This window comes from Methylorubrum rhodinum (assembly GCF_014199935.1).
GTDB lineage: Bacteria > Pseudomonadota > Alphaproteobacteria > Rhizobiales > Beijerinckiaceae > Methylobacterium > Methylobacterium rhodinum.
In genome coordinates, this window is sequence record NZ_JACHOP010000002.1 from 379,508 (window position 1) to 393,580 (window position 14,073).

Below are 14,073 nucleotides of genomic sequence, written 5' to 3' on the forward strand. Positions count from 1 at the left end.
GGGCTTTTCCCCGATCCCTGTTGTCTTCCCGAGGTCCGCTGTGCCCAGGCATTACCCGGCCACCCTGTTCGTCGCCCTCGCGCTCGCCGGCCCGGCCCTCGCGCAGGACGCGCCCAAAGAGCCTGCGAAGCCGGCCGCCGTCTCCGATCGGGTGAAGGACGTGGCGGCACTCAGCCCCACGGACGCCGCGACGCTCAAGCCCGGCACGGTGCTGTTTCGCGATTCCCGCGAGAGCGCCTCGACCAATCCCGAGAACGGCCTGATCGCCTTCGACGCCTGGAAGAAGGCCCGGCCGGCGGAGGCCGCCGCGCTCTCGCCCTGGCCCGGCTACACCGAGCCGGACTACGCCCAGAGCCGCGACGGCGTGACCAAGCAGCGCCACGAGACCCTGAAGGTCTACGTCGCGGAAGGGCGCTTCGTGGTGGCGAAACCGCCGTCGGCCATCGATCTCGCGGCCTACGCGAACCTCGACTTCCTGGCGAAGATGGACCCGGTGATCCGTCACAAGCGTTTGGAGCCCGCGGACGCCACGCCGACCAAGGACCCGGCCGCCGCCTTCGCCCGGCGCCCGGACCGGCCCTGGTGCGGGGCGGGCGGCTCCTGCATCGAGTCGCGCTACGATCTGGAGGGCAAGCTGCCGCTCGGCGTCAAACTCGCCAACAAGCTCGAACTGGGGTCATCCAAGAAGGTCGCCGAATTCGTCTCATTCCAGAGCGAACTGCGGGTGCTGCCGCCCGTGGAAGCCGCGAGCCTTTCCGCGCTCACCCGGATCGAGACCCCGGTGGCGGGCGGGCTCGAACAGACGATCTTCTGGGTCAACCAGATCCTGCGCTTCGGCAAGTTTTTGGCGGTGATGCAGCCGGCCCCGAACGATCCGAACCGGACGGTGGTGACGACCTACATGGCGCTCGCCATCAAGGCCGACGTGCTCGACCGCAAGCAGGAATACGCCCGCGTGCCGGTGCTCAAGAACCTGCTGCCGGTGCAGGTGCTGATGGGCAATTCCTCGTTCAACACCGGCTCCTCGATCAGCGCGGGCGTGCCGACCTACGCCCGCAACCGCATCGTCGCTTTCGCCGACGCGCTGGCCAAGAACTGAGCTGTCCGTGGCGCGCCTGAGCATCCGCGTCGATCTCGGGCCCGACCACCGGCTCGGCCCCGGCAAGGTCCGCCTCCTGGAGGCCATCGCCGAGCACGGCTCGATCGCGGCAGGCGCACGGGCGCTCGGCATGTCCTACCGGCGCGCCTGGATGCTGGTGGAGGCGATGAACCGCGGCTTCGGCGCGGCCCTCGTCGAGTCCCAGGCCGGCGGTCGGGCCGGGGGCGGGGCGCGACTGTCCGACCTCGGCGCCGAGGTCGTCGCCGCCTACCGCGCGGTCGAGCGGGCGGCGGAAGAGGCGGCGGCGCCGGCCCTGCACCGCCTCGCGGTGCGGTGCCCGGAGGGGCGTTCGAACACGGAAACGTGAAAAATCGTGCCGGATGTCACCCGGAGTGATGGACGCGGAATGGTATATTGCATACCTTTCTCGGACTCGTTCCTGAGACCGCGAGCACCTCGATCGGCGCGCCCTGCCTGGGCGCGCCGTTTTTCTTGGCGGCTCACGGGCTCCCGGGCCCCCTGGCGAGGCCCGCCAGCGTGAACAGGTCCACCGACAGCTTGGCGCCGATCACGAAGGCGTCGGGGATGTTCTTGGTGCGGTAGGGGAACCGGGTCTGGTCCGGGTTGACGATGTATTGCAGGTTCGGCGTCAGCCGGATCGCGGGCGCGACCTGGATGCCGTAGTTCAACTCCATCATGATCTGGTGCTCGGGGATCTTTCGCGACACGCCGAGCGAGGCCTGCGCCGCATAGATGTTCGACAGCGCGAGGTCCGAAAACTTCTGCGTGTTGATGACGAAGCCGACCGTGTCGTAGGGCCGGCCCGCGAAGGTGCCGGTCTGCAACGCGCCGATCTCCAGAAAATAATCCTCGATCAGCCGGCCGCCGGTGCCGGTCATGGCGACGCCGAACAGGGTCAGGCCCTGCACGCCGGTCGGATCGGGGCGCCAGATCATCTGGTCGAAGCGGGCATAGACGCCCGAGCGCCCGAAGCGGGTGCGCGGGTCGAGCCCGGTCAGCACCGCGCGGCCCCCGGCCACGTCGCGCACGGGATCGGGATAGTCGGAGCGATCGACCCAGCCGCCGATGCCGTAATTGCGCGGCAGGGCGTCGTTGGCGAAGGTGGTGGAATAGCCGAGCTCGAACGGCACGATCGCGCCGGTCGCGCCCTTGGTCGAGAAGTCGAGGCCGTTGTCGCCGGGCTGCTGGTGCAGCGGGTTCACCTCGTAGGCGCCGACATGGACGAACACCTTGTCGGTCAGCCACGCCTTGGCGTGCCCGCCCCAACTCGACACCGGCCAGAAGGTGAAGTTCGAGGTCTTGAACACGAAGGTCGGGTTGCCGCAGGCCGAGTTCGTCTGGAAATTGCAGTAGATCGGCGAATTCAGGAAGGCGATGTTGGCGACAAGCCGCCCGACCTCGATGTCGAGGCGGTTGTCGAACAGCTTCTGCTGGTAGGACAGCAGCGTGAGGCGGGTGGTCTGGCCGCCGCCGAAGATTTCCTGAACGCTGGTGTTGTTGCCGATCACGTCGTTGGCGAGGCTGCGGCCGTGGCGGTTGGTGACCGCGACATGGACCGAGCCGCCGTCGATCCCGGCGAGCCGGTTGAGGTCGGCGTCGATGCCGAAGAACAACTGGCCGGCCCAGGCCGTGCCCCGGCGGATGCCGCCCACCGGATTGGTCGCGCCCTGGCCGGTGTAGTTCAGGAGGATCGACAGGCCGTTGCCGAGGTCGAACGTGCCGGGCGGCAGGGTGGGGGGCGTGGCGCTCTGGCCGAGCACGTCGGCGGCGGCGGCCGCGCTGCCGTCGTTGCCGAAGATGCGGCGGGGCGCGGCGCGGCGGGCGACCCGGCGGACCACCGGGCGGCGCGCGGCCGGCGCGACGATGGTGGGCGGCGCGAGGCCGGGTTCGGGCGGCGCACCCTGTGCGTGCGCTTGGCCGCCGAGCACCGTGCACAGGCCGAGCATCGCCCCTGCTGCTGTGACCGCCTTCATGTCGTCCCCCGTTGTAAACGATTTCTTGAATTGAGCTCGACCGAGCCTCCGATCTGCGCCGGAGCCGGAAGATTACAGGGCGATTCACTTCGGGAAAGAAGTATTCGCCGTTTTTCCCAACCTATGTTGATTTTCGGGCCCAGCGTGACCCGGATGCCGCATCAGGGTTGTGCGGGTATTCCCCTCCCCCTTGCGGGGAGGGGGTAGGGGTGGGGGTGGTTCAGAAGGAACCAGATCGGTGCCTTCCGCCCGACCCCCACCTCCGGCTCCTCCCCACCCGGATCGGGCCTGCCCGATCCGGGCCAGCAAGGATCGGATCTCGGGCAAACCCGAGATCCGGGGGGAGGAGAGGGCGCTTCACGCCGCCCGCTTCTTCAGGAGCCCCACCAGCAGCCCCGTCACGACGGTCCCGGCCACCAGCGCGATCAGGGCGCCGGGCAGGTTCGTCACCGCGTTCGGGATCGGCAGGACGAACAGGCCGCCATGGGGCACCTTGAGGGTCACGCCGGAGGTGAGCGCGAGGGCGCCGGCCACCGCGGAGCCCGCCACCATGGAGGGGATCACCCGTAAGGGATCGGCCGCCGCGAAGGGGATCGCGCCCTCGGTGATGAAGGCGGCACCCAGCACGGCCGCCGCGCCGCCGGCCTCGCGCTCGGGCTTGGAAAAGCGGTTGGGAAACAGCCGGGTGGCCAGCGCGATGCCGAGCGGGGGCGTCATGCCGCCGAGCATCACCGCGGCCATCGGGGCATCGACGCCCGAGGAGAGCAGGGCGGCGGAGGAAGCGTAGGCCGCCTTGTTGATCGGCCCGCCCATATCGACCGCCATCATGCCGCCGAGCACGAGGCCGAGCACCAGCGCGCTCGCCCCCTGCATGCCCTTGAGCCAGTCGGTGAGCGCCGCGAGCACCGCGGCCACCGGCACGCCGACGACGTAGACCATCAGCAGGCCGGTGATCGCGGTGGCGATGAGCGGCAGGATCAGGACGGGCTTCAGCCCTTCGAGATTGCGGTGCAGGCGGATATGCTTGTTGAGGAACGCGGTCGTGTAGCCGGCGATGAAGCCCGCGGCGATACCCCCCAAGAAACCCGCCTGGAGGTTGGCGGCGAGCATGCCGCCGATCATGCCCGGCGCGATGCCGGGGCGATCGGCGATGGAATAGGCGATGTAGCCGGCGAGCGCCGGAACGATGAGGGCGAAGGCCGCCTTGGCCCCGATCTCGCTCAGCGCGAAGCCGAGCGTACCGGCATTCTCCGGCTTCATCGCGTCGATGCCGCCGAACGCGAAGGCGAGCGCGATCAAGAGGCCGCCCGCGACCACGAAGGGCAGCATGAACGACACACCGGTCATCAGGTGCTTGTAGGCGCCGGCCTTCTTTTCCGCCGCGGCCGGGCGGGCGGGGCCGTCCGCCTTCGTCTCGGCGGCGCCGGCCGCCTGGAGCTGCGCCTCGGCGAGCGCGGTGGCGATCAGGCCCTTGCCGTCGCGGATCGCCGCCTTGGTGTTGGTGGCGTAGAGCCGTTTGCCGGCAAAGCGCGAGCGATCCACCCCGGTGTCGGCGGCGATGATGACCACGTCGGCCGCCGCGATCTCCACTGCGGTCAGGGCGTCGCGGGCGCCGACCGAGCCTTGGGTCTCGACGCGGATGTCGTGGCCGAGCGCCTGCGCCGACGCCTGCAGTCCCTCCGCCGCCATGAAGGTATGGGCGATGCCGGTGGGGCAGGACGTGATCGCCACGATTTTTTTGGCAGTTGGCGTCGCGCTCGTGGAAGCCGATGCGGGTGAGGCGCTGGCGGTGCCGGCGAGCAGCCGGTCGAGCACCGCGTTCACGTCGGTGAGCACGTCGTCGATGGCCGCGCGCGCGCGGGTCAGCGCGCCGAACCGGCCCTCGCCGAGATCGCCCTCGCCGACGAGGAGCACGGCCTTGGCCTCCCGGATGGCGGCCTCGGGGATCGGGTTGCCGCCGCCCTTGCCGCGGATTTCCAGCGCCAGCGCCGCGTTGCGCCGCCCGGCCGCCTTGCGCAGAGCCTCGGCCGCGAGGACGGCGTGGGTGGAGAGGTCACCGCCTCCCACCACCGCCAGGAGCTGTGCCATGGGTTCCTCCTGTGAAATGGGTTGTTCGTTCAAACGGTTCGGTGGCCGCCGCATCCCCTCTCCCCTCCGCGGGAGAGGGTGGCCCCCGAAGGGGGTCGGGTGAGGGGCTGGCTCAGGTTCTTCCGGAAGCGTCGCTCCCCTCTCCCGCCCGCTCCGCGGGCACCCTCCCCCGCAGAGGGGGGAGGGTTTTTTAGGTCAGCGCTTCCACCCGGATATCGCGGGCGATGGCCTCGACCGCCTCCCGCCCCGGCAGGTTCGCTCCCGTGCGGCTGAGCTTGCCCGCGGCAAAGGCCAGCGCCCGCCGGGCGAGGTCGGGGAGCGCCAGCCCGTCATGCAGGCCGGCAACGAGACCGGCGACCAGGGCGTCGCCCGCGCCGACCGTGCTCGCCACCTTCGTCGCGGGCGGCAGGGCCCGCAGCGCCCCTTCCCCCGAAACGAACAGCGCTCCGTCCTCGCCGAGCGAGACGCAGACCAACGGGATGCCCGACGCCTGCAAGCGGCGGGCGGCGTCGAGCAGGGCGGCGGGGTCGGCGAGCGGGCGGCCGGCCCATTCCTCCAGTTCGTGGCGGTTGGGCTTGATCGCGGAGGGCAGGGCGGCGGGGCCGGCGGCGAGCGCCGCGCTCAAGGACGGGCCGGAGGCATCGAGCACCACGCGGGCGCCGCGGCCGCGCAGCTCCGCCGTCAGCCGGGCGTAGGTGTCGGGGGCAAGCGAACGCGGCAGACTGCCGGCCAGCACCACGAGGCTGCCGTCCCGCGCCAGCTCGGAGAGGACGGCACGCACCGCCTCCAGCGTCGAGGGGCCGAATTCGAGGCCGGGCAGGTTGATGTCGGTGGTCTCGCCCGTGCCGGCGTCGAGGAGCTTGAGGTTGGTCCGGGTTTCGCCCGGAATCCAGACGAAGCGGTCGTCGATGCCCTTGGCCGCCAGCACCTGCTCGAACGGCGCGGCGTTGTCCTGGCCGAGCACGCCGGTGGCGGACACGGACAGGCCCCAATCGGCGAGGCAGCAGGCGACGTTGACGCCCTTGCCGCCGGCATCCGACCAGACCGAGCGGGCGCGGTGGACCGAGCCGGGGGTCAAGGCGTCGAGGGTGACGGTCTGGTCGATCGCCGGGTTGAGGGTGAGGGTGGCGATCATCGCTCAGGCTCCGGTCGCATGGGTGTCGAGGGCGCGGACGGACGCCGCGTCCTCCTGCTCGCAGGCGCGCAGCGCCAGGGCCTTCAACTCGGCCATGTCGGAGGCGCGCAGCCGCGCCTTCACGCCGGGCAAGTCGCGGGGCGTCATCGACAGTTCGTCGACCCCGAGGCCCGCGAGCAGGCAGGCCCCGAACGGATCGCCCGCGATGCCGCCGCAGACGCCGACGAAGCGGTTGTGGCGCGCCGCGCCCTCGCAGGTCATGTGGATGAGCCGCAGGACCGCCGGATGGAGCGAATCGGTTTCCGGCGCGAGGTCGGTGTTCTGGCGGTCGATGGCGAGCGCGTATTGCGTCAGGTCGTTGGTGCCGATCGAGAAGAAGTCGCAGTGGCGGGCCATCGCATCGGCCTGGATCGCGGCGGCCGGCACCTCGATCATGATGCCGAGCGGCACCTCCGGCGCGCCGATCTCTTTTCGAATCTGCTCGCAGATTTCGCGCAGGCGGATCACCTCCGGCACCGAGGTGATCATCGGCATCATGATCGAGAGCGGAGCTTCCTTGCCCTTGGGGGCATCGGCCGGAATATGGTCCTTGGCCGCGCGGTAGAGGGCGCGCAGCTGCGGCTCCATCAGGTCGGGGCGGCGCAGCAGCAGGCGGGCGCCGCGCACGCCGAGGAAGGGGTTTTCCTCTTTCGGCAGGTGCAGGTGGGCGACCTGCTTGTCGCCGCCGATGTCGAGCGTCCGCACGATCAGCGGGCGCCCGGCGAGCGCCTTCAGCATCGCCGAGTAGGTCGCGTACTGGTCGTCCTCGCTCGGCGTGTCGCCGCGCTCCAGAAACAGGAACTCGGTGCGCATCAGGCCGACGCCCTCGGCGCCCTGGTCGAGGGCGAGCGGCACCTGCTCCGGATTGTTGACGTTGCCGCCGATGGCGATGCGGTGGCCGTCGCGGGTCTCGGCGGGTTTCGCCCGCTCCCGCGCCTCGATCTCGGCCTGTTCCCGCTGCCGAGCGCGCCAGCTCTCGGCCGAGGCGATGTCGGCCTCGCTGGGATCGAGGTAGAGGCGGCCCGTGGTGCCGTCGAGGATCGCGCGGGTGTGGTTCTCTAGTGCCAGCAGGCCGGGGCCGCCCGCGACCATGGCCGGGATGCCGAGCGTGCGCGCCAGGATCGCGGTGTGTGAGGTCGGGCCGCCCTGCGCGGTGGCGAGCCCGATGACGCGGGCCGGGTCGAGCCCGGCGGTGTCCGAGGGGGCGAGGTCGGGGGCGATCAGGATGCAGGGCACATCCGGCAGGTCGTGGCCGCTCTTGAGCGCCGGGTCGATCTGCGCCAGCACCCGGCGGCCGACATCGCGGAGATCCGCGGCGCGGGCGGCGAGCACCGGATTGCCGAGCGCCGAGAGCTGGCCCGCCATCCGCTCGACGGCGGCGTTCCAGGCGTAGGCCACGCCGTGGCCCTCGACCATGAGCTGGCAGGCGAGCGTGATCAGATCTGTGTCGGCGATGAGTTCCCCTTGCGCCTTGAAGATGCCGGCATCGGCCTTGCCGAGGCGGCGGGCGGTGTCGTCGGCCAGCGCCCGGAGCTGGTCGCCGGTGGCCGCGAGCGCCCGGTGCAGGCGGTCGGCGCCCGAGGTCAGGGGCTCGGGCTCGTCCGGCACCACCACCTCGGCGGCGGCCAGCACGTGGACCGGGCCGATGGTGAGGCCGGGGCTCGCGCCGATGCCGGCCATGGTCCGCGGCTTGTCGGCGGGGTTCCAGCCCGCCACCGGTCCGGCGGCCTTGGCCGCGGCCTCTGCGGCGCGTTGCGCGGCGGCCTTCTCGCCGGCGCTCAGCCCCGTCACCGCGGCGCAGATTTTTGCGAGTGAAGCGGCCTCGTCGTCGCCCTCGGCCGAGATCGTCACCTCGTCGCCGCAGCGCAGGCCGAGCTGCAACAGCGCGATCAAATTCTTGGCATCCGCCACCTCGCCGCCGTGGCGGACCTGGATGCGGGCCGGGCAGGAGCGCGCCGTCTCGACCCAGTGCGAGGCGGGCCGCGCATGCAGGCCGGTCGGATAATCGACGGTCCAGTCGAAGCGCTGGCGCAGGTCGTTGGCCGTGCCGGTGCTGGCGGGGGCCGCCGAATCCTCGGTGAGGGCCCGCGCGATCTCCGCGTCGCTCGCGGTGGAGCGCAGGCGCTCCAGCCGGCCCTCGTCCTGGATCAGGCGGGTGAGGCGGCGCAACACGGTGATGTGGGTGTCGGATTGCGCCGCGATGGCGACGACGAGATGGGCGATCTGCCCGTCGTGCCACGCGATGCCGCCGGGCACCTGCAGCACAGCCAGCCCGCTCTCGCGCACCAGATGGCGGTCGTCGACCATGCCGTGCGGGATGACGACGCCGTGGCCGAGATAGGTGTTCGACACGCCCTCGCGCTTCAGCATGCTCGCCCCGTAGTCGGCGTCGATGCAGCCGGCGGCCGTCAGCAGCGAGGCGGCCTCGCGGATCGCGGCCTCCTTGTCGGCGGGCGCCGCATTCAGGCGCACAAGCAGCCGCGGGCCGGTGTGGGGCGCGGAGAAGTTCGGCGTTGGTGCGAGCATGGCGTGCTCTCCTCCCTGGCGCGCCGACCGACCGATCAGATCGATTCTTGGGTCGTCGGCGTTGTTGTGCTCAATGAAAACGTTTTCACAAGTCGCGTCAAGCGTACCCGGCAAAAAAGTGCAGGTAGCCGGCTTGCTGAGGGTGCCGGCCCCTGGCACAAGAGGCTGCATGCAGCTGAAAACGTTTCCCGCCCGATGAGTGTCGGCATCCGCGACGTGGCCCGTGCGGCGGGCGTCTCGACGGCGACGGTGTCGCGCGCGCTGGGCCGTGGCCCGGTGAGCGACGCGGTGCGCGAGCAGGTCGAGGCGGCGGTGCGCGCCACCGGCTACCGGCCGAACCTCTCGGCCCGGCGCCTGCGCTCCAAGGCGGCGCAGACGATCGGCCTGATCGTGGCCGACATCCGCAACCCGTTCTTCACCGCCGTCAGCCGCGCGGTGGAGGATGCGGCCTACGCCGCGGGCCTGCGGGTGATCCTGTGCAACACCGACGAGGACCCGGCCCGCGAGGCTTTGTATCTCCGCCTGATGGAGGAGGAGCGCGTCACCGGGGTGATCTTCGCGCCCACCAAGACGACCGCCGACGCGCTGACCGCCGACAGCCTCGCCTTCCCCACCGTGTTCATCGACCGCTCCGGCCTGCCCGGCGCGCACGACAGCGTCGTGCTCGACAACGTCGCCGCGGCCGCTGCGCTGGTGGATCACTTGGCGGCACAGGGGTTCTCCCGCATCGGCGGCCTGTTCGGCTCGACCAGTTCCACCGCCCGCGAGCGGCAGGCCGGCTACGAGGCGGCGATGGCCCGCCACGGCCTCGCGCCGCTCATCCGTTCGGTCGCCCCGAACGCCGCTGCCGCTGAAGCCGAATCCGCCCGCTGGCTCGGGCAGCCGGATCGGCCGGAGGCGCTGATCCTGTCGAACGGCCTGATCCTGATGGGCGCGGTGCGCGCCGCCCGCACGCTCGGCCTCGGCGTGCCCCGCGACCTCGCGCTCGCCGGCTTCGACAACGAGCCCTGGACCGATCTGGTCGAGCCCGGCCTCACCGTGATCGAGCAACCGGTCGCCGAGATCGGCGCCCAGGCGATGCGCCTGCTGTTCGAACGCATCGAGAGCCCGGACCAGCCGGTGAGGAAGGTGGTGCTGAGCGGGCGGACGGTGCTGCGGGGTTCGACGCGGCGGGTTGCTTGAGAGGCGCGGCCGATCCGGTGGATTGCGCACCGACATCAAGCGTGTAGATTTAAATACACACGGAATTGCCATGCCGAAGGTCGAGACCAGCTTCAGGGCGATCATCGACCGCCTGATGGCGGAGGGCTGGGTGAGCGAGGGCGGCACCAAGCACGAGAAATTCGCGCATGCCGCCAAGCCCGGCATCAAGATCATGGTGCCGCGCCACCGCGTCCTGTCGCCGGGTGTCGCCCGCAACATCGCCAAGGCTGCCGGTTGGCTCTGAGGAGGGAGCGATGGCCCGCTATATTGCGCTGATCGACGGGGAGGCGGGCGCCTACGGCGTCGCCTTTCCCGATTGCCCCGGCTGCACCGCCATGGGCGACACCGTGGACGAGGCTTTGAGCAACGGAGCGGATGCCTTACGCGAATGGATGGCCGACCGCATTGCGGCCGGCGTTTCACCGCCCGATGCCCGTTCCGCCGACGCGATCCTGGCCGATCCGGAGGAGGCCGAGGCGGTCGAGGGCGCCGTGATGGCGAGCGTGCCGCTGTTCCTCGACGCCGGGCGCGCCGTACGGGTCAACCTCTCGCTCGACGCCGCGGCGCTTGCCATGATCGACGAGGCGGCGGGCAAGCGCGGGCTCACCCGCAGCGCGTTCCTCGTCTCGGCCGCGCGCGACAAGGTGCTGGCGGAGGGCTGAGACGCCGTCCGCCGTTCCTCCTCTGGCCTCACTACGCCGAAGCCGGCGCGGGCGCTGGCGTCGGCGCGCCCTCCGCCGCAACCGGCCGCCCCGGCTGGCGGCGCGAAAAGGTCAGGATCAGCACCGGCAGCACCAGCAGGATCAGCAGAGGGGCGAGGCACATGCCGCCGACCACCACCAGGGCCAGCGGCTTCTGCACCTGCGAGCCCACACCCTGCGAGAAGGCCGCGGGCAGGAGGCCGACGCCGGCGACCACGCAGGTCATCACCACGGGGCGCATCTGCGTGTAGCAGGTGCGCAGCATCGCGGGTGTTCGCTCGACGCCCGCCGCGACGAGGCCGTTGTAGTGGGTGAGCACGATGATGCCGTCCATCACCGCGATGCCCAAGAGCGCGATGAAGCCGATCGCCGCCGAGACGGAGAACGAGGTGCCGGTAACCGAGAGCGCGACGATGCCGCCGGCCATCGCCATCGGGATCACGCTGAGCGCGAGCAGCGAATCGATCACGGAGGAGAAGTTCATGAACAGCAGGATCGCGATCAGCCCGATCGCCACCGGCACGGTGACCGAGAGGCGGGCGATGGCGCCCTTCATGTTGTTGAACTCGCCGACCAACTCCAGCCGGTAGCCCTGCGGCAGCGGCACCTCGGCCGCGACGCGGCGTTGCGCCTCCTCGATGGTGCTGCCGAGATCGCGCCCGCGCACCGAGAACTTCACCGGCAGGTAGCGCTCCTGGCCCTCGCGGTAGATGTAGGCCGGGCCGGAGACGAGCTGCACGCTCGCCACCGCGCTCAGGGGAAACTGGATCGGCGCGCCGCCGTTCGGGTTCTGCCCGGCGATGCGCAGGTTGGCGATCGCCTCGATGCTCGTGCGGTATTGCGGCGCGAGGCGCACGACGATCGGGTAGTGCCGCTCGGAGCCCGGATCGTACAGGTCGCCCGCGGCGTCGCCGCCGATGGCGGTGCGGACCGTGGTGTTGATGTCGCCCGGCGTCAGGCCGTAGCGGGCGGCGCGCACCCGGTCCACGTCGATCTCGATGGTCGGCTGGCCCAGCGACTTGAACACCGCCAGATCCTCGACGCCGTGGATCGTCGCGAGCACCTTCTCGATCTGCTTGGCCGTCTCGGTGAGCTTCTTCAGGTCGGTGCCGAACACCTTGAACGAGTTCTCGCCCTTGATCCCTGAGACCGCCTCGGCGACGTTGTCCTGAAGGTATTGCGACAGGTTGAAGTCGACGCCGGGGAAGGACGTCTGGAGCTTTTGCAGCATCTCCTCGGTGAGCTTGTCCTTGTCGACGCCGGGGCGCCACTGCTCCATCGGCTTCATCGGCGCGAAGAACTCGGCGTTGAAGAAGCCCGCGGCATCCGTGCCGTCGTCGGGGCGCCCGTGCTGGGAGACGACGCGCTCGACCTCCGGGATGCCGGCGATGATCTTGCGCATCTCGTTGACGTAGCCGTTGCTCTCGCGCAGCGAGATCGTCGCCGGCATGGTTGCGCGGACCCAGAGGTTGCCCTCCTCGAGCTTGGGCAGGAACTCGGTGCCGAGATTGCGGGCGGCGACGCCGACGCCCACCGTGATCAGCGCCACGACCGCCACCGTGACGAGCCGGGCGCCGAGCGCGGCGCGCACCGCCGGGCGGTAGAGCCGGTCGAGCACGCGCACGAGCAGCGTCTCGGTCTCCTTCACGTGGGCCGGCAGCAGGTAGGAGGCGAGCGCGGGCGTGACCGTGAAGGTGGCGATGAGGCCGCCGAGCAGCGCGTAGGCGTAGGTCGTCGCCATCGGCCCGAAGATGTGGCCCTCGACGCCGGTCAGCGTGAACAGCGGCAGGAAGCCCGTCACGATGATCGCGGCGGCAAAGAAGATCGAGCGCGACACGTCGCCGGCGGCCAGCGCGATGCGCCCGTCCTTCGCGTCGAGCCCCGCCGGGGGATAGCCGGGAATGCCGTGGCCCGACAGCCGCCGGAAGATCGCCTCGACCATGATGACGGTGCCGTCGACGATGAGGCCGAAATCGAGCGCGCCGACCGAGAGGAGGTTGGCCGATTCGTCGCGCGCCACGAGGATGATGACGGCGAAGAACAGGGCGAAGGGGATGGTGGCGACGACGATCAGCGCCGAGCGCAGGTTGCCGAGGAACAGCCACTGGATCGCCAGGATCAGCAGGATGCCGACCACCATGTTGTGCAGCACGGTGTGGGTGGTCACCGCGATCAGGTCGGCGCGGTCGTAGATGCGCTCGATCTTGACGCCCGGCGGCAGCAGGCCCGCCGCCTCGATCTCGGCGACCTCCGCCTTCACGGCCTCGATCGACGGGGTGCTCTTCTCGCCGCGGCGCATCAGGACGATGCCCTGGACGATGTCGTCCTCGTCGTTCATGCCGGCGATGCCGAGCCGCGGCTGGTGGCCGATGGTGACGGTGGCGACGTCCTTGACCAGCACCGGCGCGCCACCGACCTGGGCCAGCACCGTGCCGTTGATGTCCTCGATGTCGCGGATGAGGCCGACCGCGCGCACCACCGCCGACTGGCCGCCGATGGCCACCCGATTGCCGCCGACGTTGAGGTTGCTGTCGTTGAGGGTCTTCACCACGCCCGAGAGCGTCAGCCCGTAGGCCATCAGCCGGTCCAGATCGACCGACATCTCGATGGTCTTGGTCTTGCCGCCCCAGCCGATGGCGTCGATGACGCCCGGCACCGTGCGGAAGCGCTTCTTGAGCGTCCATTCCTGCAGCGTGCGCAGGTCGAGCACGCTGTATCCCGGCGGTGCCGTGAGCTTGTAGCGGAAGATTTCGCCGATCGGGCTCATCGGCGAGATGGTCGGCTTGGCGCCCGCGGGCAGCGGATCGAGCTGCTGCAGGCGGTTCAGCACCTGCTGCTCGGCCTGGAGATAGTCGAACTCGAAGCCGAACTGGAGCTTCACGTCGGACAGGCCGTAGAGCGAGATCGTGCGCACCTGCTTGAGGTTGGGCATGCCCGAGGTGATCAGCTCGATCGGGATCGTGACGTAGCGCTCCATCTCCTCGGCCGAGAGGCCGTCGGTCTGGGTCACGACATCGACCAGCGGCGGCGTCGGATCGGGATAGGCCTCGATGTTGAGCTTCTGGAAGGCGGCGACGCCCCCCACCACGAACAGCAGGAAGAACAGGACCACGAGGGGGCGCTGCCGGAGCGCCAGGGTGACGATGCCGTTCATGCCGTTGGTTTCCAAACCTTATGCCCGAGCCTCGCGTCGCGAGGTCGGGCGGTCTTTTCGTTTCGGCCTCAGTCGCCGACGGCCGCCTCCGCGGACGCCGATTCCCCTTGGGCTTTCGCTCCGCTAGACGGCTT

At 70.5% G+C, this 14,073-nt stretch carries 10 protein-coding genes; 5 read left to right on the forward strand and 5 right to left on the reverse strand.

The window, feature by feature from the left end:
* Positions 1-40 precede the first annotated feature (40 nt).
* Complete coding sequence (locus HNR00_RS04015) at positions 41-1,099, forward strand: hypothetical protein (RefSeq protein WP_183565249.1); 1,059 nt, start codon at positions 41-43, stop codon at positions 1,097-1,099.
* A gap of 7 nt (positions 1,100-1,106) precedes the next feature.
* The gene (locus HNR00_RS04020) at positions 1,107-1,466 is read left to right on the forward strand and encodes a winged helix-turn-helix domain-containing protein (protein WP_183565252.1); all 360 of its coding nucleotides are present in this window, start codon (positions 1,107-1,109) and stop codon (positions 1,464-1,466) included.
* Positions 1,467-1,599: 133 nt separating this feature from the next.
* On the opposite strand, the gene HNR00_RS04025 is transcribed toward HNR00_RS04020, so the two are convergent.
* The 4 genes from HNR00_RS04025 to ptsP form a co-directional block, all read right to left on the reverse strand.
* On the reverse strand, positions 1,600-3,093 hold the full coding sequence (locus tag HNR00_RS04025; RefSeq protein WP_183565255.1) for a carbohydrate porin: 1,494 nt from the start codon (positions 3,091-3,093) through the stop codon (positions 1,600-1,602).
* A 357-nt stretch (positions 3,094-3,450) separates the two neighbouring features.
* Entirely contained in the window at positions 3,451-5,181 is a 1,731-nt protein-coding gene (locus HNR00_RS04030) for a fructose-specific PTS transporter subunit EIIC (protein ID WP_183565258.1), read from the reverse strand.
* Positions 5,182-5,371: 190 nt separating this feature from the next.
* Complete coding sequence (gene pfkB / locus HNR00_RS04035; RefSeq protein ID WP_183565261.1) at positions 5,372-6,316, reverse strand: 1-phosphofructokinase; 945 nt, start codon at positions 6,314-6,316, stop codon at positions 5,372-5,374.
* Positions 6,317-6,319: 3 nt separating this feature from the next.
* The gene (ptsP, locus tag HNR00_RS04040) at positions 6,320-8,881 is read right to left on the reverse strand and encodes a phosphoenolpyruvate--protein phosphotransferase (RefSeq protein ID WP_183565264.1); all 2,562 of its coding nucleotides are present in this window, start codon (positions 8,879-8,881) and stop codon (positions 6,320-6,322) included.
* Between the two features lie 195 nt (positions 8,882-9,076).
* Here ptsP and HNR00_RS04045 point away from each other — a divergent pair, with 195 nt between their 5' ends.
* The 3 genes from HNR00_RS04045 (at position 9,077) to HNR00_RS04055 (ending at position 10,746) form a co-directional block, all read left to right on the forward strand.
* Positions 9,077-10,063, forward strand: coding sequence for a LacI family DNA-binding transcriptional regulator (locus HNR00_RS04045; RefSeq protein ID WP_183565267.1), 987 nt, complete (start codon positions 9,077-9,079; stop codon positions 10,061-10,063).
* A 70-nt stretch (positions 10,064-10,133) separates the two neighbouring features.
* Entirely contained in the window at positions 10,134-10,328 is a 195-nt protein-coding gene (locus HNR00_RS04050; RefSeq protein WP_183565270.1) for a type II toxin-antitoxin system HicA family toxin, read from the forward strand.
* 10 nt (positions 10,329-10,338) lie between these two features.
* Positions 10,339-10,746, forward strand: a complete 408-nt coding sequence (locus tag HNR00_RS04055; RefSeq protein WP_183565272.1) for a type II toxin-antitoxin system HicB family antitoxin — start codon at positions 10,339-10,341, stop codon at positions 10,744-10,746.
* A 31-nt stretch (positions 10,747-10,777) separates the two neighbouring features.
* Here the strand turns inward: HNR00_RS04055 and HNR00_RS04060 are convergent, their stop codons facing one another.
* A complete protein-coding gene (locus tag HNR00_RS04060; RefSeq protein ID WP_183565275.1) occupies positions 10,778-13,939 on the reverse strand; it encodes an efflux RND transporter permease subunit in 3,162 nt (1,053 codons plus the stop codon).
* Positions 13,940-14,073: the final 134 nt, after the last annotated feature.